The organism is Klebsiella sp. GN_Kp190 (assembly GCF_040061795.1).
GTDB classification, from domain to species: domain Bacteria; phylum Pseudomonadota; class Gammaproteobacteria; order Enterobacterales; family Enterobacteriaceae; genus Klebsiella; species Klebsiella michiganensis.
In genome coordinates this window covers 26,955-50,149 of the sequence record NZ_JBEAFN010000070.1, presented here as the reverse complement: position 1 = coordinate 50,149, position 23,195 = coordinate 26,955, and the positions used below count along the sequence as shown (strand labels likewise).

At 50.8% G+C, this 23,195-nt stretch carries 22 protein-coding genes and 1 pseudogene; 12 read left to right on the top strand and 11 right to left on the bottom strand.

The annotated features are described in order from the left end of the window. Positions 1-29: 29 nt before the first annotated feature. Complete coding sequence (locus tag ABLU67_RS25715; protein WP_049070778.1) at positions 30-422, bottom strand: rhodanese-like domain-containing protein; 393 nt, start codon at positions 420-422, stop codon at positions 30-32. A gap of 67 nt (positions 423-489) precedes the next feature. Here ABLU67_RS25715 and ftrA point away from each other — a divergent pair, with 67 nt between their 5' ends. The 3 genes and pseudogenes from ftrA to ABLU67_RS25700 all read left to right on the top strand — a co-directional run bounded on the left by ftrA (position 490) and on the right by ABLU67_RS25700 (position 2,227). After that, a complete protein-coding gene (gene ftrA, locus ABLU67_RS25710) occupies positions 490-1,500 on the top strand; it encodes a transcriptional regulator FtrA (RefSeq protein ID WP_348852588.1) in 1,011 nt (336 codons plus the stop codon). 135 nt (positions 1,501-1,635) lie between these two features. After that, positions 1,636-1,731, top strand: a complete 96-nt coding sequence (gene mgtS / locus ABLU67_RS25705; RefSeq protein WP_004102377.1) for a protein MgtS — start codon at positions 1,636-1,638, stop codon at positions 1,729-1,731. Between the two features lie 218 nt (positions 1,732-1,949). Next, positions 1,950-2,227 (top strand): annotated as a pseudogene (locus ABLU67_RS25700) (hypothetical protein). Positions 2,228-2,369: 142 nt separating this feature from the next. Here the strand turns inward: ABLU67_RS25700 and ABLU67_RS25695 are convergent. Both ABLU67_RS25695 and ABLU67_RS25690 read right to left on the bottom strand, forming a co-directional pair. Continuing rightward, positions 2,370-3,401: a methionine synthase gene (locus ABLU67_RS25695; RefSeq protein ID WP_032694476.1), complete on the bottom strand. Its 1,032-nt coding sequence runs from the start codon at positions 3,399-3,401 to the stop codon at positions 2,370-2,372. A gap of 27 nt (positions 3,402-3,428) precedes the next feature. Continuing rightward, the gene (locus ABLU67_RS25690) at positions 3,429-4,406 is read right to left on the bottom strand and encodes a DUF1852 domain-containing protein (RefSeq protein WP_048263388.1); all 978 of its coding nucleotides are present in this window, start codon (positions 4,404-4,406) and stop codon (positions 3,429-3,431) included. A gap of 591 nt (positions 4,407-4,997) precedes the next feature. Between ABLU67_RS25690 and iraP the strand changes: the two genes are divergently transcribed. Further along, positions 4,998-5,309 (top strand): anti-adapter protein IraP, encoded by a 312-nt coding sequence (gene iraP / locus ABLU67_RS25685; protein WP_004851215.1) that lies wholly within the window; start codon positions 4,998-5,000, stop codon positions 5,307-5,309. Between the two features lie 188 nt (positions 5,310-5,497). Here the strand turns inward: iraP and ABLU67_RS25680 are convergent, their stop codons facing one another. The 3 genes from ABLU67_RS25680 to ABLU67_RS25670 all read right to left on the bottom strand — a co-directional run bounded on the left by ABLU67_RS25680 (position 5,498) and on the right by ABLU67_RS25670 (position 8,835). Continuing rightward, complete coding sequence (locus ABLU67_RS25680; protein ID WP_348852587.1) at positions 5,498-6,706, bottom strand: diguanylate phosphodiesterase; 1,209 nt, start codon at positions 6,704-6,706, stop codon at positions 5,498-5,500. A gap of 237 nt (positions 6,707-6,943) precedes the next feature. Further along, the gene (locus ABLU67_RS25675) at positions 6,944-7,378 is read right to left on the bottom strand and encodes a GNAT family N-acetyltransferase (RefSeq protein WP_004851221.1); all 435 of its coding nucleotides are present in this window, start codon (positions 7,376-7,378) and stop codon (positions 6,944-6,946) included. Between the two features lie 386 nt (positions 7,379-7,764). Then, the gene (locus ABLU67_RS25670) at positions 7,765-8,835 is read right to left on the bottom strand and encodes a LacI family DNA-binding transcriptional regulator (protein ID WP_049104095.1); all 1,071 of its coding nucleotides are present in this window, start codon (positions 8,833-8,835) and stop codon (positions 7,765-7,767) included. A gap of 207 nt (positions 8,836-9,042) precedes the next feature. Here ABLU67_RS25670 and ABLU67_RS25665 point away from each other — a divergent pair, with 207 nt between their 5' ends. Together ABLU67_RS25665 and ABLU67_RS25660 are read left to right on the top strand one after the other, a co-directional pair. Continuing rightward, positions 9,043-12,150 (top strand): beta-galactosidase, encoded by a 3,108-nt coding sequence (locus ABLU67_RS25665; RefSeq protein ID WP_348852586.1) that lies wholly within the window; start codon positions 9,043-9,045, stop codon positions 12,148-12,150. 55 nt (positions 12,151-12,205) lie between these two features. Further along, positions 12,206-13,456 carry an MFS transporter gene (locus ABLU67_RS25660; protein WP_048263383.1) on the top strand — a complete coding sequence of 417 codons (1,251 nt, stop codon included), beginning with the start codon at positions 12,206-12,208 and terminating at the stop codon, positions 13,454-13,456. A 73-nt stretch (positions 13,457-13,529) separates the two neighbouring features. Here the strand turns inward: ABLU67_RS25660 and ABLU67_RS25655 are convergent, their stop codons facing one another. From ABLU67_RS25655 to ABLU67_RS25645, 3 genes are all read right to left on the bottom strand, one after another. Continuing rightward, entirely contained in the window at positions 13,530-14,618 is a 1,089-nt protein-coding gene (locus tag ABLU67_RS25655; protein WP_014838607.1) for an AAA family ATPase, read from the bottom strand. 102 nt (positions 14,619-14,720) lie between these two features. Then, positions 14,721-14,981, bottom strand: coding sequence for a hypothetical protein (locus ABLU67_RS25650; RefSeq protein ID WP_014229513.1), 261 nt, complete (start codon positions 14,979-14,981; stop codon positions 14,721-14,723). Between the two features lie 28 nt (positions 14,982-15,009). Beyond that, the gene (locus tag ABLU67_RS25645) at positions 15,010-15,264 is read right to left on the bottom strand and encodes a hypothetical protein (protein WP_064374625.1); all 255 of its coding nucleotides are present in this window, start codon (positions 15,262-15,264) and stop codon (positions 15,010-15,012) included. Between the two features lie 381 nt (positions 15,265-15,645). Here ABLU67_RS25645 and ABLU67_RS25640 point away from each other — a divergent pair, with 381 nt between their 5' ends. Further along, positions 15,646-15,918, top strand: coding sequence for a CsbD family protein (locus ABLU67_RS25640; RefSeq protein ID WP_004851233.1), 273 nt, complete (start codon positions 15,646-15,648; stop codon positions 15,916-15,918). Positions 15,919-15,981: 63 nt separating this feature from the next. Here ABLU67_RS25640 and ABLU67_RS25635 read toward each other — a convergent pair whose 3' ends face one another. Beyond that, complete coding sequence (locus ABLU67_RS25635) at positions 15,982-16,293, bottom strand: hypothetical protein (protein WP_025105771.1); 312 nt, start codon at positions 16,291-16,293, stop codon at positions 15,982-15,984. Between the two features lie 162 nt (positions 16,294-16,455). On the opposite strand from ABLU67_RS25635, the gene ABLU67_RS25630 reads away from it, so the two are divergent. The 3 genes from ABLU67_RS25630 to ABLU67_RS25620 all read left to right on the top strand — a co-directional run bounded on the left by ABLU67_RS25630 (position 16,456) and on the right by ABLU67_RS25620 (position 18,793). Then, positions 16,456-16,995 carry a DUF2058 domain-containing protein gene (locus ABLU67_RS25630; protein WP_025105772.1) on the top strand — a complete coding sequence of 180 codons (540 nt, stop codon included), beginning with the start codon at positions 16,456-16,458 and terminating at the stop codon, positions 16,993-16,995. 114 nt (positions 16,996-17,109) lie between these two features. Beyond that, positions 17,110-17,586: a cold shock domain-containing protein gene (locus ABLU67_RS25625; protein WP_004851238.1), complete on the top strand. Its 477-nt coding sequence runs from the start codon at positions 17,110-17,112 to the stop codon at positions 17,584-17,586. Positions 17,587-18,532: 946 nt separating this feature from the next. Beyond that, a complete protein-coding gene (locus tag ABLU67_RS25620) occupies positions 18,533-18,793 on the top strand; it encodes a hypothetical protein (protein ID WP_025105773.1) in 261 nt (86 codons plus the stop codon). A gap of 114 nt (positions 18,794-18,907) precedes the next feature. Here the strand turns inward: ABLU67_RS25620 and ABLU67_RS25615 are convergent, their stop codons facing one another. Beyond that, positions 18,908-19,096 carry a hypothetical protein gene (locus tag ABLU67_RS25615; protein WP_142385462.1) on the bottom strand — a complete coding sequence of 63 codons (189 nt, stop codon included), beginning with the start codon at positions 19,094-19,096 and terminating at the stop codon, positions 18,908-18,910. 386 nt (positions 19,097-19,482) lie between these two features. On the opposite strand from ABLU67_RS25615, the gene ABLU67_RS25610 reads away from it, so the two are divergent. Together ABLU67_RS25610 and ABLU67_RS25605 are read left to right on the top strand one after the other, a co-directional pair. Then, positions 19,483-20,112 carry a LuxR C-terminal-related transcriptional regulator gene (locus ABLU67_RS25610; RefSeq protein WP_218568563.1) on the top strand — a complete coding sequence of 210 codons (630 nt, stop codon included), beginning with the start codon at positions 19,483-19,485 and terminating at the stop codon, positions 20,110-20,112. Positions 20,113-21,327: 1,215 nt separating this feature from the next. Further along, the gene (locus tag ABLU67_RS25605; protein ID WP_064374623.1) at positions 21,328-23,079 is read left to right on the top strand and encodes a hypothetical protein; all 1,752 of its coding nucleotides are present in this window, start codon (positions 21,328-21,330) and stop codon (positions 23,077-23,079) included. Positions 23,080-23,195: the final 116 nt, after the last annotated feature.

Sequence of the window (23,195 nt, the reverse complement as noted above, 5' to 3'; positions counted from 1 at the left end):
GACAATATTTCATGGCACATGAAATAAATTCACTTTGCGAAAGGCAACCCTTCATCTTCCCAGCCGGTCAGGCCGCCGAGCATCATTTTTACCGGGCGCCCCAGCAGAGCCAGCTTCATGGCGGCGACGTCCGCCCCGTTGCAGTGCGGCCCGGCGCAGTAGACCACAAACAGCGTGTCATCAGGCCACTGCGCCATTCTGGTTTCATCAATTTGTCGGTGCGGTAAATGCAGGGCGCCCGGGAGATGACGACGGGCAAAGGTTTCTTCACTGCCGACGACGTGCAGCAGAACAAAATCCGTTTCTCCTTCGCGCATCGCGCTGTAGACATCGGCGCAGTCGGTCTCGAGGCTTAGCTTATGACGAAACCAGGCGACGGCGTCGGTAGAACTGGCGGGGGCAATAGCGGTTACAACACTCATGGCATCTTCTCCTTGTCTGTGATACCACTACTTTAATTAACCGCCTGCGCGACATCTGCCGAGAACCATGACTGAAAACGCTGAAATCCTGACAATCTCATCCGTGACGTTGTCACGCCACCGGGTTGTTGCCCTCGCCTACGATGGCCTGTGTACCTTTGAATTTGGCGTCACCGTTGAGATCTTCGGCCTGCCGCGCCCGGAGATGGGCGAACGATGGTATCGCTTTGCCGTGGCCGCCGTCGACGACGGTGAGCTGCGGGCAACCGGCGGAATTCGGCTCATGACCGACGGCGGTATGGCGCTGTTAGGCGAAGCGGATACCATCGTGGTGCCCGGCTGGCGCGGTATTGACTCCCCCGTGCCGCCAGCGCTGTGCGAGGCGCTGGTCGCCGCCCATGCGCGAGGCTGCCGGATAATTTCTATCTGCTCCGGGGTTTTCGTTCTGGCCGCGGCCGGGCTGCTGAACGGCCGCCAGGCGACCACCCACTGGCGCTATACCGACCAGCTGCGGGCGCGGTTTCCGCGCATTGAGGTGATCGATGACGTGCTGTACGTCGGCGCCGAAGGCGTCATGACCTCCGCAGGCAGCGCCGCGGGTATCGATTTATGTTTGCACCTGGTGCGCGAGGACTTCGGCGTCGAAGCGGCGAATCTTGTCGCCCGACGGTTAGTGGTTTCCCCCCATCGCGACGGCGGGCAGGCGCAGCAGATTGTTCGCCCGGTGGCCAAAGCGCGGGAGAGCCAGCGGCTGGGGCAATTATTTGATTTTCTGCACCAGAATCTCGCCGCTGGCCACACCGTGGCCTCGCTGGCGGAAAGAGCCGGCATGGGGCAGCGCACGTTTTTACGCCGTTTCGAAGACGCTACCGGCAAAACCCCCGCCCGCTGGCTGCTTGACGAGCGCCTTCAGCGCGCCACGCAGCACTTAACCCACAGCCGGCTGAGCGTTGAGCAGATTGCCGAGCTTTGCGGTTTCTCAAATACCAGCACCCTGCGCCATCACTTCCGCCAGCAGTTTGCCCTTAGCCCGTTGCAGTACAGGAAAAGCGCGCTGGCGGGTAAAAAGGGAGAGTGATTCACATGGATAATAGTCACGCTGGGCAATTTGTTAATCGTTTGTTTAGATTAGTCGGGTTAAGATGTATCCAACAACCGTAAACCCGTTCAATGAGGACAACATAGCGCATAGCAAAACTAATGGAGGTTAATCATGCTGGGAAATATGCATGTATTTATGGCAGTTCTGGGAACCATTCTGTTCTTTGGATTTCTTGCCGCATACCTGAGCCACAAATGGGATGACTGATGAACGACGATAATCCCCATCCGTAAACGCCCCCTGCTGCCAATGCACCAGGGGGCGTTCTGCTTTTGGCTTGCCGATCGATGAACCACCTTATACACGATAATTTATCGTATCAGTCACCAGGAGAAACTCCGTCCGAACATCCCTCAACAGCCCACTCGATGCTGATCGTTGATAGGCTATGTTATGCTTTGTCATCATGAGCAAGGAGGCAGAATATGCATATCAATACCAAAATGAGGCTTGCGGCGCTTTTATACCTAATGGCGGCGTACGCGGTTGCTCTGCCGGGGCTTGCGCTGTTTACAGACCTGGTGATAAACGGTGGCATTATTGATATGTGGAAAGGCGCGTATTCATTTATGGACCTGCTTGCCCGACGTAAAATACTTTATCTGCAGTTTGCCGGGCTGGGCGCTACTCTGGGTTTTGTCTACTGGCTGTTTTCTTCCGAAAATACCGCCATCACGATCCCCTCGATAAATATTTTAAATAGCGCCCGAGCGCCCGGCACGACGTACTGATTATGCCCGGTCAGCGAATGATGAAATCTGAGCCAGAAGCATTTCGCATACCTTACATACCATTCGCTGGATATCCGTCAGCTGCGGCGAGGCTTCCAGCCCTTTGCCAGGGTTCTATTTAGCCTGCAGCTCCCTGCGGATAATTTCCGCCCCGGCGCTTAGCGCATTGAGCTTGCCGCTCGCCACCGGACGCGATAGCGGCGCCATGCCGCAGTTGGTTGAAGGATAAAGCTTATCGGCATCCACAAACTGCAGCGCTTTACGTAAGGTCGCGGCGACTTCCTCCGGCGTTTCGATCGCATTGGTCGCCACGTCGATGGCTCCAACCATCACTTTTTTTCCGCGAATCAGTTCAAGCAGATCCATGGGAACACGTGAGTTATGACATTCCAGCGAGATGATATCGATGCTGGAGGTTTGCAGCTTAGGAAACGCTTCTTCATATTGTCGCCACTCTGTTCCCAGGGTCTTTTTCCAGTCGGTATTCGCTTTGATGCCGTATCCATAGCAGATATGTACCGCAGTTTCGCATTTTAGCCCTTCAACGGCTCTTTCTAAGGCCGCGATGCCCCAATCATTAACCTCATCAAAAAACACATTAAAGGCTGGCTCATCAAACTGAATAATGTCGACGCCGGCGGCCTCCAGTTCCCTGGCTTCCTGATTAAGTATCTTCGCAAACTCCCAGGCCAGTTTTTCGCGGCTCTTATAGTGATTGTCATAGAGCGTATCAATCATGGTCATGGGACCCGGCAGCGCCCACTTAATCGGCTGGCTGGTGAGCTGACGTAAAAAACGCGCATCTTCGACAAAAACGGGTTTTTGACGCTCGACGGCGCCCACGACGGTCGGAACGCTCGCATCATAGCGATTACGGATTTTAACGACTTCGCGTTTTTCAAAATCGACGCCGCTGAGGTGCTCAATAAACGTAGTAACAAAGTGCTGACGGGTTTGCTCGCCATCGCTGACGATGTCGATACCGGCGCGCAGTTGGTCAAATAAGGACAGGCTCAGCGCGTCTTTTTTCCCGGCAATTAACTCTTCATTCTGCAGTTTCCATGGGGACCACAGTTTCTCCGGCTCTGCAAGCCAGGACGGTTTCGGTAAGCTGCCGGCTGTTGAAGTGGGTAATAATTTTGTCATTATCGATAGCCTTATATATGCGATGTCTTAAAGAGCGTAATGAGCAGACCATTGCTGCAGAATATTTTTATACGGTTTAATAAAGTGCTCTTCGGTAAACTTCCCCTGCTCTACCGCCAGCTGGCTGCGCTCTTCACGATCGTAAACAATTTTGGTTAATGAATGGTCCTGATGATGCAGATCGGGCTGATAGCAGAGTCCTGCGGCAGAGTTGGCGTTGTAGATCTCCGGGCGGTATATCTTCTGGAACGTCTCCATCGTGCTGATGGTGCTAATCAGCTCAAGGCTCGTGTAATCGCTCAGCAAATCCCCTGAGAAATAAAAGGCCAAAGGCGCAACGCTGTTTTTCGGCATAAAGTAGCGAACCTTCAGGCCCATTTTGCCAAAATATTGCTCAGTCAACGATGAACCCTCTGGCCGGTATTCGAGCCCCAGGACAGGATGTTGATTTCCGGTCTGGTGATAGGTGTCTTTACTGGAGACGCTAAGGCAAATGACCGGTGATTTTTTGAAATTGGCCTTGTACTCCGCTGAATTGACGAAATGTTTAAATATGTTGCCGTGCAAATCGCCGAATCCTTCCGGAAGGCTAAAACCTGCGCGTCCTTTATTATGGTCTAACAGCAATACGCTAAAGTCGTAGTCGCGAACGTACGAAGAGAAATTATTGCCAACGATACCCTCAATACGTTCATCGGTCTTTTTATCAATAATGCTGGTTTGCAATATTTCAATCACCGGAAAGGTATCGCCGGTGGCGCAGATATTCATTTCGGCTGAAATAATTTCCAGCGCAACGGCATAGCGATCGCCTTTGGGGTTATCCCAGTGCGCCAGCGTATTGAAACGATTGTCAATCATGACTAAGGTATTGCGCAGATTCTCCTGGCGATTTTCCCCTCTTGCTAAATTAGCAAAGTTGGTTGTAATACGCGTATTTTCTGAGGGGTTATAGTTTTCATCAAAGAGAGTGCGTTTAATAGTAAAGGTAAATTGTTGATTCATCGCAGATGTGCATCCTAAGTTCTGAGATAAAAACTGCAGTCCTTTCTGATGGTTGCAGGCTGGCGCAGGCTTCCATAAGCAGTCTTCATCTTCATATTATCTATATCGAATACAGCATGTTATGCCAGAGCCATTAGATGAGTGAAAGCGAGTTAATTTCATTACAACATGAGCCATATTCATGGTCTGGCGTCAGCCCATGCTGTATCTCGTTGGACAGAGCCAGCCGCTCTTGCCAACGAGCTTGTCCTGCCGGTTAAACATCCGCACATTTTCCTGTTCGCCTGTATGAGTTGATGCTGAAGCAAGAAATATCAGAGGTCGGCCAGGCTAAACACGACCTCAAGCCTGGCGTCTTTCTTTTCAACAACCGCACTCTTCATGCTCCTTTGCGCTCTGTCGGGCGCGATCGTTGGAGGAATATGGAAGTGGGACCGGCGCGTTTTCATGCTTTACTTTGGTGATGCCCAAAACCTGACTAACGCTACCGATATTTTTTCTGGCATATTTATGTTCTATGGTTAATTCGGATTATCAACAGCGAATATAGCCATCAACAACCCGCTCTAACTTATTGATTTGAGGGATACAATGAATAATGTCATTCTCAGCATAATTGCTAAAATTTCCGCCATGGATGCCGAAAGTAAGCAGCTTGCTGCCCAGGTCGAGGCGCAGTCTTTGCTCATTAGCGCGCTGATGCTCGCTATCGGCAAGGAAGGCGGCGTCGCGGAATTAGTTAGCAGCGTAACGAAAGCGATAAATTCGGTACTGGAATCATCTGAAGACGTTCTGAAGACGGACGCAGAACTGCTTCTGACCAAGTTTCAGGAACAAATAGCGCTCACGCAGTTGATAAGCACCCACGAAGATGAAATCAGTCATGACAGGCTCGATGATTAACAAGGGTCAGTCTGTTATAGATTGAGAATATGCAGGGCTTGCGGTTAGTCATGAGCTTACCGGCCATCAGCGACTATTGGCCGGTTCAGCTTCAGAAAATAGGGATACTCCAGGCGGAATACGCAATGTCTACTCGCCTGCGCTGCTGTTGGAGGCAAACCGCTCGGTACATTAAGGCAAATCAGGCTTCACTTTTCCCCAGGCCAACGTATGTCACCGACGCCGTTGACTTTCGGCATGGCAAATAAAAAGCCCTGGAAACGTTTAATACCCGCAGATTCGAGCCAGCACCACTCCTCTATCCGCTCTATGCCTTCAGCAACCACCGCAATCTCAAGTTCACGGCAGCAGTTGATAATCGATCTTACCACCGCTTGTTTAGGGCCGCTCTGATGGATATCGGTAATAATCTCGCGGTCGATTTTAACTTTATCAGGCTGAATTTTTGTCAACAACGAGAGTCCAGCATATCCGGCGCCAAAGTCATCAATTGCCAGCCCCATACCAGAGACGCGCAGTTTTTTTATCGCGCTGCTGAACTGGCTAAAACCGGAGATCATTTCATCTTCCGTCACCTCCACGATCACCTGTTCGGGTTCAAGACCCTGTTTTTTTATTTCCCGCAGCAGGTATTCAATGGCATCAGGAATAACAACCAGAGACATCGGAAGGATATTAATGGATATTTTATGGTCGCCAATATTGATTTCTTTCGCCAGGGCAAAGGCAACTGATTTCGCTTTGAGATCAACTTCATAACGTTGCTCTGGCGGAATCGAGGCAAAGAAATTGGCGGGACTACCGCCGTCTTTATCACGAATAAGCGCTTCAAGCGAAGTGATATTCCCGGCCAACGGTTCGATAATGGGCTGGAAAGCAAACTGACAGCATTGACCGGCAAAAAACGATTCTTGCGGCGCATGAAATGCATGTTTCCGCGAATGAAGCGACCATTTGTCAGGCCGTAAAAAGGGTGACGGCGCGGCAGCGCTTTTTTGACTGATAAAAGTATGGATAAATTTATAGACGCGCTCTTCGGTGGAAAGATAACCTTTCAGTTGGCTAAGCTGGCGAACCTTTGTCAGGACGTCAGCGGTTTGCAGTTTATTCAGCTCAAAAAACATCATCCCTACGTTTTCAAAGCGCCGGCGCGGCGCGTAATCACGCATCAGCTCGACAACCTGATGGTGACGATCGTCTTGCTTGATCGTGCTGAATAGCTGCTCAAGCACGCACTCATCCCCCTCAAGTATCTGAAGGTAAACATTATCTTTTAAAAGAAGTATGCCCGTAATCCCGCGTGCTGCGTTCTCAGCATTCGCTTTTTCAACCAGCAGTATGAGATCGGTTTCTTGTGTTAAATGCATCTGACTTCTGTAAATCAGAGTTGTCAGCATAATCCCATCCAGATGTTTGCCAGGAGAATGGGACTGTGTAACACAGTTTACCCTTTTAACCCAGGCTATCTGTCATAATTAACTGGACCGGCTGTAGCCGACTAAGTTTATCCGATTATTTACGGCAGCAACCGGCAAGGGCCAGCGAAATAATCCTTAGCGGCGCGGGTAATGGTAGTGATTCATTCAGCAGCCATTTAAACCGTTTGGTAAATGCGTTTTTTTAAGCGGTATTTACTAGCCAACAAATCCCTGCTCGCGCATACGCGCTATCGCCTCTTCGCTGGCGCAGACCATGCCCGTGGTCAGCGTTTCAAAACCAAAGCGGCGATAAAAGCCGACTTTATCCACCACCGAGTAGATGAAGGTTTTGCCGAACGGCCGCAGCCGGTCGCTGACCGATTGCATCAGCTGCTGCCCGTACCCCTTTCCCTGACAGCGCGGGTGCACCGCGACATCTGCCAGATAGCTGCACCAGGTCAGGTCGCTAATCGCCCGGGCAACGGCAATAAGCTGCCCGTTTTCATAGCCAAACCAGCAAAAGGTACTATGGCGAAACGCGCGCTCCACCAGCGCGACGTCCCGCTGATTGAGACCTGCGGCGGCGATAATCTCCGCCACCGTCAGCCAGTCAACCGAGTCCACGTGCTCTTTATCTTTTAATATCATCATGACGTTGCCTTTCACTCGCCTGCTTTGGCTTTCAGCATAGCCGAATGGCGCTAAAAAAAGCGCGCCCTGCCGCCCCCGGTCAACAGCATTTTATGCTGGATAAAAAAGTATAAGCCGGGGAAATTTTCTGACACCGCGGCGTGAAAACAGCGCATTTATGCTTAACAGCGGCGAGTAATCGACCAGGAGGCAGAATTAAATAAAATAACGCCATATTCTAACGACCGAAAACGGGCAAAAAAAAACCGCCATGTGACTGGCGGTGAATGAATGCTTGCATGGATAGATTGTGTTTTGCATTTTTACGTTCAGGGCATAACCCCCTGAGTACGCTTGTCCGATAAGCTATCACGCGCAACATCAATGAAAGCTAAACGGACCGTTGCTTACAGCTTTTCCACCAGCGCTTTAATCTGCGCGACAAGGCCCTCTTTCTCCTCCTGCCTGGCGCCCGCGCAGGGCCAGGTGGATTGGCGGATAATCAGGCGCGTCGGCAGCAGCTCGCGGATCTTCATCTGCGGGGCAGCCATTAGCTGGATGAGCAGCTCAACCGCCCTTTTCCCCAGAACGTTAAAATCCTGGGCGACGGTGGTCAGCGGCGGCTGGAAGTAGAGGCTGTCCGCGGTATCGTCATAACCGGTGACCGAGATCGCCTGGCTGCCGGTGCGATTCAACTGCGCCAGCGCGCTCAGTACCCCGAGCGCCATCTGATCGTTAGCCACCACGATGGCGCTAATGCGCGGATGATGATGCAGGAGCTCAAACGTTTTGTTCCAGCCGCTGGCGGCGCTCCAGTCGCCAAACACCGTCACCGCATTACTGACGCCCAGCCGATGCAGCGCCTCGCGCCAGCTGCTCAATCGCATGCGCGCGGAGACCGAGCTCTCCGGCCCGGCCAGCAGGCCGAACTCCCGGTGCCCGGCGTCCCAGAGATGCCGCACGCACGCGCCGCAGCCGTCGCGATGATCGAAACGCACGCAGCACACGTCGGTCTCCGGCGAAACATCAAGAAACATGCAGGCGATATCGGGGTTTTCCACCACCAGCCGCTCCGCGAGGCTGCTTTCGAGCGGCAGGCTGATAATCGCGCCGCGAATATGCTGGGCGCGAAACTCATTAAGCCGCGCCTGCAGCGACGAATAGTCGACCTGCACCGGCATCGCAATCGAGACCTCAAGCTGATGCAGACCGGCGTAGCTTTTCACCGCCGCGGCGATTTGTGAAGGCGCGTGCAGCGTCAGCGAAGCGGTTATCAGCCCAATCGACGGCGCGGATTTCCCCGCCAGCAGCTGAGCGGAACGGTTCGGTACGTAGCGCAGCGCCTGCATCGCGCGAATGACCTTATCGCGGGTTCGTTCAGACACCACGTCCGGATTATTCAGCACCCGGGAGACCGTCTGCTGAGACACGCCGGCCTCGCGGGCCACATCGTCAAGCGTTGCCAGTCGACGCTGCATAGTGCACTCCTTCTGAATTAAAACCTCAATGTCGTCCGCTAACATTTTATGTTTAAAAGACGACAAAAATCAGCTGTTTTTCCAGCTTTTCGTGATCGCCAGTGGGTTTCATTTTCGCCAATATTGCGGCTATAGCGAAAATAACTGATAACAAAATTATATTGTCTAGCGAATGACATTTTTATCACTTATCCGTCAGGAATACGTATGCAACAACACGACTCTCATTCCGCCGCAGGAGAAACGTTCCATCAGATTCTCACCCGCGAAGACTGGCAGAACCAGACCATTACCCATCTCAACCGTTTACCGGCCCACCCGACTTTCGCCAGCTGGCGCGATACCGACGCGGCGCGAAAAAACCAGCCCTCAGCGTTCCGCCGCCGGCTTGACGGCCAGTGGCAGTTCTCCTGGGCCCGCAGCCCGTTTGACGTGGATGCCCGCTGGCTGGAAGACGATCTGCCGGACAGCCGCAGTACGCCGGTGCCGTCAAACTGGCAAATGGAAGGCTACGACGCTCCGATCTATACCAACGTCCGCTACCCGATCGACACTACGCCGCCGCGCGTACCTGAGGAGAATCCGACCGGCTGCTACTCGCTGACGTTCAGCGTCGATGAGAGCTGGCGAGCCGACGGCCAGACGCAGATTATCTTCGACGGCGTTAATTCGGCTTTTCATCTGTGGTGCAACGGCGAATGGGTCGGTTATTCGCAGGACAGTCGCCTGCCCGCGGCCTTCGATCTCTCGCCCTACCTTCAGCCGGGCGATAACCGCATCTGCGTGATGGTGATGCGCTGGAGCGCGGGTACCTGGCTTGAAGACCAGGATATGTGGCGCATGAGCGGCATCTTCCGTTCGGTCTGGCTGCTGAACAAACCGACCCTGCACCTCTGCGACGTTCAGCTCACGCCGCAGCTCGATGCGCTCTACCGGGATGCCGAGCTGCTGGTGAACTTAAGCGTCGCCGCGCCGGTCGCGCTGCTGGAGGCGCTGACGGTGAAGATCGAACTGTGGGATGACGATCGTCTGGTCGCCAGCCACCAGCAGTCGCCGGGTTCGCCGATTATCGATGAGCGCGGAAGCTATGCCGAACGCGCGGCGATTCGTCTGCCGGTAGAGCGACCGGCGCTGTGGAGCGCGGAAACGCCAAACTGCTATCGGGCGGTGGTGTCCCTGTGCCGCGGCGATGAAACGATCGAGGCTGAAGCCTGGGATATCGGCTTTCGCCGGGTTGAAATCAAAAACGGCCTGCTGCTGTTAAACGGCAAACCGCTGCTGATCCGCGGCGTCAACCGTCACGAGCACCATCACCAGCGCGGCCAGGTGGTGACCGAAGAGGATATGGTGCAGGACATCCTGCTGATGAAGCAGAACAACTTTAACGCCGTGCGCTGCTCGCATTATCCAAACACCCCGCGCTGGTACGAGCTGTGCAATCGCTATGGCCTGTACGTCGTTGACGAAGCCAATATTGAAACCCACGGCATGGTGCCGATGAATCGTCTTTCCGACGATCCAGCCTGGCTGCCGGCCTTCAGCGCCCGCGTCAGCCGGATGTTGCAAAGCAATCGCAACCACCCGTCGATTATTATCTGGTCGCTGGGGAACGAATCCGGCGGCGGCGGCAACCATGAAGCGATGTATCACTGGCTGAAGCGCAACGATCCCTCCCGCCCGGTGCAGTACGAGGGTGGAGGCGCCGACAGCACCACCACCGATATTATCTGCCCGATGTACGCCCGCGTTGAGCGCGATCAGCGGATTCCGACGGTGCCGAAATGGGGGATCAAAAAGTGGATCAGTCTGCCGGGCGAGCAGCGCCCGCTGATCCTCTGCGAATACGCCCACGCGATGGGCAACAGCCTCGGCAACTTTGCTGATTACTGGCAGGCCTTCCGCGACTATCCGCGCCTGCAGGGCGGGTTTATCTGGGACTGGGCCGATCAGGCCATCAGCAAAACCTTCGACGACGGCAGCGTCGGCTGGGCCTACGGCGGTGATTTTGGCGATACGCGGAACGATCGCCAGTTCTGTATGAACGGCCTGGTCTTCCCCGACCGCCGCCCGCACCCTTCATTAATTGAAGCGAAACACGCGCAGCAGTACTTCCAGTTTACCCTGCTTGCGCAATCCCCGCTGCGTATCAGCATCAGCAGTGAATATCTGTTCCGCGCCACCGATAACGAAGCGCTGCGCTGGCAGGTCCAGGCCGCCGGAGAAACCTTTGCCGAGGGTCAAGTGAAGCTTGAGCTGAGCCCTGAAGGCCAGGGCGAGCTGACGCTGTGCGATGCGCTGACGCTGCCCGTGGGCGCCGAAGCGGTGTGGCTGACGCTGGAGGTTGTCCAGCCGCAGGCCACCGCCTGGTCCGACGCCGGGCATCGCGTCGCCTGGCAGCAGTTCCCGCTCGCCGCCCCGCTGGCGCTGCGCCGGCCTTCCCCCGTCGGCACGGCGCCAGCGCTGGAGAGCAGCGACGCGGCCTGGACCGTACGCAGCGGCTCGCAGCAATGGACTATCGACCGGGAGAGCGGCCTGCTGACCCACTGGCAGGTAGAGGGTGTGGAACAGCTGCTGACGCCGCTGCGCGACCAGTTTGTGCGCGCCCCGCTGGATAACGATATCGGCGTCAGCGAAGTGGAGCGCATCGACCCCAACGCCTGGGTTGAACGCTGGAAGAGCGCCGGGCTCTACGGCCTCAGCGCCCGCTGCGTACAGTGCGACGCCCAGCGCCTGGCCCATGAAGTGGTTATCGATAGCCGCTGGCACTATCTGCGCGGCGACGAAGTGGTGATTGTCAGCCACTGGCGGATGACGTTTGATGGCGAAGGCAAGCTGCATCTGGCGGTCAATGGCGAACGCGCCGGCACCCTGCCGCCGCTGCCGCGCATCGGGCTGAATTTCCAGGTTCCGGACCAGCATCAACCGGTTTCCTGGCTCGGCTACGGCCCGCATGAAAACTATCCGGACCGCCGCACCAGCGCCTGTTTCTCCCGCTGGCAGCTGCCGCTGGAAGAGATGACCACACCGTACATTTTCCCGACGGAAAACGGCCTGCGCTGCGATAACAAAGCGCTGGACTGGGGGCGCTGGCACGTCGCGGGCGATTTCCACTTCTCCGTACAGCCCTACAGCACCGCGCAGTTAATGGAGACCGATCACTGGCACAGGATGAAGCCGGAAAACGGCGTCTGGATCGCGCTTGATGCTCAACACATGGGTATCGGCGGCGATGACTCCTGGACACCCAGCGTACTACAGCAATGGCTGCTGCTTGAGACACAATGGCAATATCAGTTAACGATTCATTTCCAATAATAATCGGGGGCGCCAGCCCCCAACCTTACAGGCATAATAATATGGAATATTCACAATGAAACTCTCTGAACTCGCGCCACGAGAACGGCATAATTTTATATATTTCATGCTGTTCTTTTTCTTCTACTATTTCATTATGTCAGCCTACTTCCCCTTCTTCCCGGTGTGGCTGGCGGAAGTAAACCATTTAACCAAAACCGAAACGGGGATTGTCTTCTCCTCCATTTCGCTATTCGCGATAATTTTCCAGCCGGTGTTTGGCCTGATTTCCGATAAGCTCGGCCTGCGCAAACATCTGCTGTGGACGATTACGATTTTATTAATCCTGTTTGCCCCCTTCTTTATTTTTGTTTTCTCTCCGCTGCTGCAGATGAATATCATCGCGGGCGCGCTGGTGGGCGGGATCTATCTGGGGATCGTCTTCTCCAGCGGCTCCGGGGCGGTAGAAGCCTATATTGAACGCGTCAGCCGCGCCAACCGTTTTGAATACGGTAAAGTGCGCGTCTCCGGCTGCGTCGGCTGGGCGCTGTGCGCCTCGATCACCGGCATTCTGTTTAGTATCGACCCCAATATCACCTTCTGGATCGCCTCCGGCTTCGCGCTGATCCTCGGCGTGCTGCTGTGGGTCTCGAAGCCGGAAAGCAGCAATAGCGCCGAGGTTATCGACGCCCTGGGCGTCAACCGTCAGGCTTTCTCCATGCGCACCGCCGCCGAGCTCTTGCGGATGCCGCGCTTCTGGGGCTTTATTATTTATGTCGTTGGCGTCGCCAGCGTCTATGACGTTTTCGACCAGCAGTTCGCCAACTTTTTTAAAGGCTTCTTCACCAGCCCGCAGCGCGGCACCGAAGTGTTTGGCTTCGTGACCACCGGTGGGGAATTACTCAATGCGCTGATCATGTTCTGCGCGCCGGCAATTATTAACCGAATTGGCGCCAAGAATGCCCTGTTAATTGCCGGGGTAATTATGTCAGTCCGAATTTTAGGCTCCTCTTTCGCGACCTCGGCGGTGGAAGTGATTATATTAAAAATGCTGCATATGTTTGAGATCCCCTTCCTGCTGGTTGGCACCTTTAAATATATCTCGTCGGCATTTAACCCAAAACTTTCGGCGACGCTGTTCCTGATCGGCTTTAATTTATCGAAACAGCTGTCGGGCGTTGTGCTCTCGGCTTGGGTAGGACGGATGTATGATACCGTCGGCTTCCATCAGGCTTATCTGATCCTGGGCTGTATTACCCTGAGCTTTACCGTCATTTCGCTGTTTACCCTGAAAGGCAGCAAAACCCTGCTCCCGGCGGCAGCATAACGCCAGGCCGCCGGAAACCCTCCGGCGGCGCGTCGGCAATACACCGTTAAGATGCCGCGTAAGGCAGTTGCCGCTAGCCGGCGATCCGCGTTTCCCCGTCGCTATTTTCCAGCCCGTAAAGGCGCGCTTCCGCCATCGATGAAATCAGCTCAGCCAGCTCGGCGGAGTGGCTGGTTAACCAGATTTGGCTATAGCGGGACGCTTCGACAATCAGCCGGGCCAGCGCCGGGAACATCTGGCGATGCAGGCTGTTTTCCGGCTCGTTAATGGCCAGAAATGCCGGAGGGCGCGGGCTTAATAGCGCCACCGCCAGGCACAGGAAGCGCAGCGTGCCGTCGGACATTTCCGCCGCCAGTAAAGGCCGCCAGACGCCGTTACGGCGCATCTTCATCGAGAAACGCGAGTTTTCGTTTTCACAATAAAAGGTACACGCCGGAAACGCTTCGCCGAGGATCTCATGCAGCAGCTCTTCGGCGCCGATTTCCACGATGGTCTGAAAGGCGGCGGCGAGGTTGTGCCCATCGCTGTCGAGCACCGGCGAGCGGTAGCCTACCGTCGGGTGTCGCAGCGGTGAGAGTCTGCCAATATTGAATTCGTGATAAAAGCGCCAGTGGCGCATGGTTTCCCTGACCCGCGAGACCTCAGGAAAACGGTGCGGCTCGCCCAGTTGGCCAAAAATCGATTCATTCTCGTAAATGGCGTCGGTAAAAGTACTCTTTTCGCCATTCACATCCACCAGGAACGCCGCCTGGTTTTTACGCTCCAGCACGCGCGATGAAGGACGTCGGGAAAATCCCGCCAGCCAGATCGACTCCTCTTTAACGATCGGATCCAGCTGAAACTGGGTAGGGTAAGGCAGCTTTTCCGGAAAACCCACCTGCAGCTGGTAGTCAAACTCGTCGGTCAGACAGCCAATCTGCAGCCGCCGCGGAAAGCGGTCGGTCGGCGCGCCTGGCCCGGACCACATAATGTTTTCCAGCCCGCCCTCATCGCTGATATAGCCGGAAAACTTCCCGTCGGCGCAGGCGGTTAACAGGTGGATGGCTTTATAGATATTGGATTTACCGCAGCCGTTGGGGCCAAAGACGATATTCAGCGCACCGAGTTCCAGCTCAATATCCCTGACCGATCTGAAATTTTTTATCCGGATATGGTTAATCATAGATTCCCGAAACTGATAAAAGCGTTTGGCGCTACTGTATCGGAGGCGAAAGGAAAACAAAACAGGCGCGGACCGGACGACGGCTTGCCGCCCGGCTCCGGCTTAGCTGAAGAGTTTTTTCATGCCGCGGGTCAGCGCGACTCTTTTGAGTTTGTCCGTATCCTCATGGCTCTCGTTGAAAACGCCGAAAAAATAGCGTTCATCGTCAATGGTCTGCGATACGATTCTGTAGCTCAGCGGCTGGCCGGATTTCGCGCCGTACTGCGCAGGCGTCACGGAAATCTCCGTCGCGTTATCGGCAACGCTAACCATCAGGCCGTCGCCTTTCCCTCCAACCAGCATCACCTTAATTAACGGGTGCACCATGTCCCTCCCGGGTTGAGGTCAATGATTAATTTTCGATGGCCGCAGGCTGACAGTTGGCCGTTGCACCGCCGTGGCCGGACTTGTCTTTAGCGGAGGCCGGCTGAGCGCCCTCTTTACCAACAACGGGCGGTAACGGCACGCCTTCTTTGTCCACCGCAGGCGACGCCTTCTGGCAGGTCGCCGTTTTCGTGGCCTCTGCGCCCCAGACAGGGGGTTGCAGACTCAGGATCGCCACGGGAGCAAGCAGCAACGTGTTCTTCAGTACTTTCTTATAGTTCATACCGGCCTTGAGTAAAAAAATTTCTTTCTTATGCTGAGCTAAGCGCTGATTATTAGGAGTAAAAGCTGACAAATGATGAAGGAAAAAAGAGGAATTGTGAACATCAATAGTTCTTATTTATGAATTGCTGCCTTTCCTGCCCCCGCGCCCGACGGATCTTATATCCAGGAATTACCTTAATCAATTGAAATGACGGCAATCCCCCCATTCTGGCGACGTTTCTTTTCGCCAGAGTGTAGCGCTTTTGTGGCAGAAACAGCGACCTGGTTTATATCCCGGACGTTGTGGAAAATTCCTGGAGTGAGGCTCACCGACGGCTGAGCATTTGTACTTCGCTTGTTAGCCACTAGACTTAAATAAGTCAAACGAAAGGAGACTCCCATGTCATCACAAGAGTATGAAAACGACGCGCAGAATCTGGCGGACAAAGTGAGCAACAAAGTCAATGAATTCGCCGGGGAAGCCCAGCAGCAATTTGGTGATGCGGTTGATTCGCCTAAACATCAGCTAAAAGGCGCGGCCCGTAAGTATGCCGCTCAGGCGTCGGATGCCGTCTCAGAGGTCTCCGAGCGCGTAAGGGAAAATCCGCTGACCGGACTGCTGGCGGCCGGCGCTATCGGGCTGGTGATTGGTTTACTGGCGGGACGGAAATAACCCATTATAAGGCCCTTTGGGCCTTAATTTTTTTGCCTGCGGCGCGCTTATGCTAACGCTGACTCAAATCGCCACGACTTCAGCTACGTTAAACTGAAAAACGTAAGGGTCGGACAACAGGTGGAATTGCTCATCATCCGCATAGGTCACTGCGACATGATACGCTTCACCGGCAAAGGCGATGACCGCATCCAGATTGTGCCAGTACGTTGCCAGGAAGAAGTGTTCCCACTCCCCCTGCGTTTCCCGTCTGACAAACGCCCCCGCGTTGCCGCTGATGCCCTGGGAATGCTGTACGCCTGTCGCCTGCAAATGAACCGCAAACGCATCGCCAAACTCAACGGGAACACAACCATGCCAGGTTCTGACAATCATCTTTACACCTCATAAAAAATCAATAAAGATGCATTTATAGCAAATAAATGGCGATAATAGTGATTTTTTATGCAATTGCTTTGTGCGAATCATACCGCCTGGTACATCCCGGACATTTGCAGGTATAATCTCACTCATTATTCAGCGGATTCAGACACGAAGATGACAAAACTCACCTTACAAGAACAAATGCTTAAAGCCGGGTTAGTGACCAGCAAAAAAATGGCCAAAGTTCAGAGAACGGCGAAAAAGTCCCGCGTTCAGGCTCGTGAAGCCAGAGAAGCAGTGGAAGAGAATAAAAAAGCGCAGCTTGAGCGAGATAAGCAGCTTAGCGAGCAGCAAAAGCAGGCGGCGCTCTCGAAAGAGTATAAAGCGCAGGTTAAGCAGCTTATTGAAATGAATAAAATCGATATTTCAAAAGGCAATATTGATTTTAACTTCACGGATAACAACTTCATTAAAAAAATCGCCGTGGATAAACTCACCCAGGCACAGCTGATTAGCGGCCGTCTCGCCATTGCGCGTCTGGCCGGCGATAACGACGGCGAGAGCAAATACGCGATTATCCCGGCGAGCGTCGCCGATAAAATCGCCCAGCGCGACGCCAGCAGCATTGTCTTAAACAGCGCGCTAAGTGCGGAAGAGCAGGACGAAGACGATCCGTATGCTGATTTTAAAGTTCCCGATGATTTGATGTGGTAAGCAATGCGGGCCTGCGCAGACCGGCGATTCAGACCTGGTCTGCGCAGGCGTTGTGCTTTACACTGCGCGCGGCAAAAATTGAGTAGATAAACGATTAACCAGGCGGTAACGGCGATGAACGGAACGATCACAACGTGGTTTAAAGATAAAGGTTTTGGATTTATCAAAGATGAAAACGGCGATAATCGCTATTTTCATGTGATTAAGGTTGCCAACCCTGAACTCATTAAAAAAGATGCAGCAGTCACTTTCGAACCCACCACCAATAACAAGGGTTTGTCAGCCTATGCGGTAAAAGTCCTGCCGGAAAGCAAATATATCTATATTGCAGGCGAGCGGATTAAGCTTACATCGATCAAATCTTTCCTGGTGTACAGCGAGGAAGAGCCCGCCGATGCCCGCATCGACAAAGAGAATGCGGTCCTTTCCGTAGGCCTGTTGATGGGAAATATCAGGCCAAAATCCACCGCTAAGCCTGGCGAAATGCGCTCGGTGAAAAAGCTGGCTATTACCACCTTCCAGGGAACCACCCTCATCTTCTCGGAAGATGAGATAGACATTGAGGCCACGGTAAAGCTGCTTAAGGTGTGAAAGCGTACGGCTCAACAAACCGGGCTCTGTGCCCGGTTTGGGAGTGATGACAAATCTGTTTAAACATCTTCCCCGGTTCTTCACCGGGTGGCGGTTGACGCCTTACCCGGCCTGCCAATACCAGAGTCACAACCTGCCGCGCAATTTCTTCGGACTCGTGCAAGCGAAGCGCTGTTAGGTAATTCCAGCCGTTCTGTTTTTTATCCGCAATGGGACGCCGGGCTCTGCGTCCTTTATTAACCAGATAATTTTTCTCCTCCCTCAGCCAATATCCGCCTGCCTCTCGGTTATTCCAGTCGCGCGCGCGTTATGCCCGTAAAAACATGACGCAAAATACGCTAATCCGCATTAGCTGTTAAAAAGATTATTACTACCCTAAATAATTCGAGTTGCAGGACAAGGCACTCCTGCCTTGAACAGCGCTTACGCTGGCCTCGAAGGGGCGAGGCCGCAGGCAGACATCATATTGAGCCCTGCTGATACCCTATTTTCATTTGCCTTGCGCACGGTGATGAGTAAGGTAAGTCCTAAAATGTTCCCGGCGGTAAACGGTTTGTTGGTTTTGCCCGCAGCGCGAGGCTAAAATTTTGCCGCTATGGTACTGCCTCCATAGCACATTGCTCACCTGCAGCTCTTGCATACGGTTTGCAGGTGAGCAGCCTTATCCGCAGTAAAATTTACTTATTCACATTTTATCCGCTGATTTCTTGATATATCGGCGATCCGTTCCATAATGAAGTCTACGCACATCGCGCCCTTCTTTAGGGGATACGCCAGTAGCAGCGCTTTTGGACATAACCGCTTCTGCAGCTAGCCCCCATCCGGCTTGATCATCGACATCTCTCAGTAACAGAGTTTTTGGATGTTATTCAATAGCTTATTCCTGTGAAGTCAGAAACGCGTTTTCTCAAAAAAATCTTGAAATGAGGATTTAAGCCCATGAAATATGTATAGTTACCTTGATATAGAAAAAATCAAAGCCAATCTTGAGTGGATTGTTAATCAATCTTCAGCAAACTCTGAGATGCCCTCAGTTTCCGATCGCAAAACAATCTACAGCCTTCTGGAGCTCATACAGACCTATGACGGACTGCTGGAGTTAATTGTCCAATACGGAATTACCGTAGTCGATAAGGAAATCATCGAAGGCTTGTCGCTTACAGAAGAGTTTATCGCTAAGGTCAAATCGAATGCGAATGCATTTTAACCATGCCCTGGCACCTCTACAGTATCACTTCCCCATCTTGATGAATGTAAGGCTTCAGTTTGGGAAGGAAAAACGGACCCGACGCTCGGTCCTCGTTACGTGACAATCGCCGGACTAACCCAGTCCGCGGTTTTCCAGCCTCAGCTCAATCTTAAGCGCGCGCTCGCGCCACTGGCGATAAAGCGCAGTTAAATCAAAACCCGTGCCGCGAGACAAAATGGCCTCGCGGAAGCGCTGCCCCTGTTCGCGGATTAAACCGCCCTGCTCAACGCGTCCCGGATAGCTACGCGGTGGAAGTATCAAATCAACGGCATGCATGCCGTTAAATAACGAATAGCTTCTCGCCCTATGATTCAATGGACGCCGCTAAAGATTAGCTTTGGATGCTATATTTATAATGATTTTATGAATAATTGCCGTTAATTAATAAAACCCATGAATACAAATTAAGACTGGCATAACAAATCTTGGCATTTAGTGCGATTAAAAACGCTGAAAAATAAGCAAATCACCTACGCAAGCCACTGATTTAGCAGCGATCTTTAATTAAAAGTAAAGCCACCCTTTCTTTAAACCTATTGCCATTATATTCAATAGGAAATATCCTAATCTCATCAGGCGTTACTTAAATAAAACATCATACGACGGTCGAAATTTTTTCCACCGCCTTTTTTAAAAATAAGAAAATCATGCTAAAAATCGCCATCATCACCAAAAATATTTATTTAGAAAAGGCCATAGAGGAACTTACCCAAGAAATTGCGAGCACCAAAGGTATAAGCGACCTTTGTTTTCAAAGCAATAACATAAAAGATCACTTCAAAAAACCAGACATAATTTTTACTGAGATGGAAGTTGGCGAGTATTTATTATGCCAGGAAATGAAAAGATATAAATCAGAGTGTCCAGCGGTGGTAATTTTCACCAAAAAAGAAATTACGTTTAATTCTTCCCTGCTGCCTTTATGCGTTCAAAATGCTGTCATTTTATTTCATAAAAGCAGCCTTGAAACGATCAAAAAAAACCTGTCCATTCTCTTTGATGAATTTGTCGCGGGCGATAAGAAACGTATAACGATAGAGAAGAATCGCTGTTTAAAATGCCCGCATCAGTCATTGAGTCGTTCGCAACTAAAAATCATTAATGCCATAAACCTTGGCCTTAACAATAATGAAACAGCAAAAAACCTTGGCATCGATCACAGAACCGTATACTCCCATAAATTGCGCATAATGAAGAAATTCCAGTTAGAAAACAACCAGGAGCTTATCAGATTCTCTTCCATCGTTATGCGAAGAACATCTCTCTATTTTAATTAGAATTTCATACGCTTGCTTTTAAAACTCAACTTTTGCTTTTTTCTGTCTTTAAAATACGAAAATCCAGAAATCAGTGAAACCAGCAATAAAAAAACCGCGAATACCAGAAGCAATATATTAGCCATACTTAATCCGTTCAATAAAAGATATGCAAGAGATAAGACAGATGATAGAGTGAAGAACATTCACAGAGCAAGTTCGCTTATTAAATTTAAGAAATCCATGCAACAATGTAAGTAAACTCCTAATATTGCCAGGAAGCTATATTTAATATATTAATATTATTTTTCGCTAAAAAACACTTTATGCCGGGCTTCATGTTTTTAAGCAAAAGTGGCCAGCGCGTCGATGCACGGGATTACCATAGCAGGACAAACCCTTCCGAGGGCGCTAAATTGGGCAGAGACGTTTTGCAGGGATTTTGGAGAAGGAAAAATTGGATAAAAAACCGGGCGCTGCGCCCGGTCCTGTTACGTGTCAACCGCGCTACTCACTCAGTCCGCGGTTTTCCAGCATCGGCTCAATCTGCGGATCGTGTCCGCGCCACTGGCGATAAAGTTCTGCTAAATCAGAACTATTGCCGCGAGACAAAATCGCTTCGCGGAAGCATCACGTGTATCTTTTTATCAGATCAGTGAGGATTCATCGGATTGAGCTGCCCCCTCTAGTCTCTTAACCGTCCACGGCAACGATAAATAAATCTCTACTAGCTACTGCCCTTGAGCTTTTCATGACCAATAGGTCCCCTTATTCAATGCCCGCATCATTCATGCTGTCGCCAGCATCTTTGACAAAGTCCGTCGCTTAGCGGGATTCGTTAAGATCCAATATGCTGCTCTACATAACCCTGTGCGCGGCTCAGAAAATTTCACTGAACGAGATAGCTGAAGTAAAAAAATCCCCGTATCTCTTTGATGTTAAAGTTTTTTATAGCCACTTACAGAAATAGTGTATTGATAATGCAGTAAATTTAGCCCAATGACCTATCAACATAGGCTTCGCCTATACATTCCCATTACATTTGCAAGCAATTGATTAACATAGATCAACAGAAGAAATTGCCAATTCGTTGGCTGGATTAATAATCCGAACTTTGCCGACAAGCATAATCTACGATAATAGAGGCCCCTGCCCTGTAAAAGCTCAAAAAACAACCTTGACACTGTGTTTATATACAGTATAACTAAGCTACTACTAACAAGAAAGGGGTACGGTATGAGGGTTTTATCTACAGATGACAATTTACGTGAGGATTTAAGTTCCAGCGAAGAAGGTAAGGGATCTTCGTTGGTAGCCCATCGTATTCGAACAATCCGAGAGCGATTTTACGATGAGGTAAGTGTGCTGGACTTCGGGACGGCCGATAAATATGGTACAGCCATGATGGCTGCCATCGATTTTGTGATGGAACAAGGAGGTGGGACTATTTTCGTTCCTGGTCGTTCTTACATACTTGATACAACTATAGAAAAAACACTCACTGCAGATATCCATATCAGAATGTCGAATGGTGCGAATGTAAATATCAAAAAAGCTATGGACGTGTATTCAATTACAAGTGGTAATAATCAATTCATAATAGAAAATGGAAAAACAACAGTCGCTATACTTGAAACGGACTATACTCATGCTGTAGTGAGAATGTCAGGTAAGACTCTGCAGCAAAATATTAAGGTAGTGGGTCATACTTTCCGTCGTTTAAATAATTTCAATCTTGGTTTTTTTGTTTACGGCGAAGGATTAAATGCTGCAGAATTCCTTCAAAACCATATCAGTGCTGCAGTTGTACCCTACCATCTTGAATCCTCGTCGGAAAATAGTAACTCAAGGCTTATTGCAAATGCAATGGAAGCTGAAATAACAGGCAACAAAATATATAATGCCGCTAATGCAATTGAAGTTATAAATAAAGGTTACTATGGTTGTGAAGGAGTGAGAATTAAAAATAACATAATGGTCTGTTCTAAAAATGCTATTACAGTCATAGCCGATTCATCTCTTAGAGCTGCATACATGCCCCCGTTATTCCAAATTACGGGCAACCATATTAATGCATATAGAGCGTTATATGCAGAAAAAATATCACGACTTTTTTTCACCCAAAATGACATACAAGCTAAATTCAAGGAAAATGACGAAATCCTTGGTGTTATTGAAATCTATTCAACTCAAGGATGGACTATAACTAACAATATATTCTCTGCTGTTTCACAGGATACATCTGCCAAGTCTAACATTAACCCTCCAATATATTTAGGCAAGCTTGATCCTGCGCTCCCTAATGCTTATGGAACGATCGATACGAACACATTTTGGCTTGACGGCATGGTCGAAAAAGCGATCAGTTTTGAGTCATTAGATGCATATACAGGTCAGAGCATAAAATACGGCATAAATATTATCCAATCATTGAGTGCTATAATTTCAAGAGCATACAGAAGTAAAATTATTATAGCAGAGATGAATAGTCTTACTGCGTATGATGCCGCAGAAGGTCTGGCGTATTCCTCATCTGACTCAAATTATACCTACGATGTTAACCAAGGAATTCTTTACATTAAAGGAAGATCGCCTGCGCGAAACGTTCATATTATTAGTAAAAACGTGTTGCCTGATGGTTCTATTATTAATCAGATTGTAGCTGAAAATACCTATGGCAAACAACTGATAATTAGGCTGACCGCCTCTGAGATTACCATAGTTCATGGAGCAAACTTAATTGCACCAGATCAGAAAACTACTAAACTTTGGTTGCCGACATATATTATTGTGGAGTTTTTAAACAACCAACAATGCCAAATAGTTGCTACTAGTGGTATTTCCTCACGACCAGTCGTATCTTCTAATCCTACAACTGGTGCCAGAGGTTCAACAGGAGATGAATATTATGACTCACAGTCGGGGTTATGGAAAAAATATTTCCCAGGGGTTGGCTGGCGTGTAATTTCCACTATGGAAAACAAATAAAACCTCGCTCACCAATAAATAGCTAAAGATATATTTAAGAAGAAATATATCTTATCGCTATTTCACCAATATTGTTACTAATGTGTTAGACATGAGTTATTATAAAATAAGGAGTA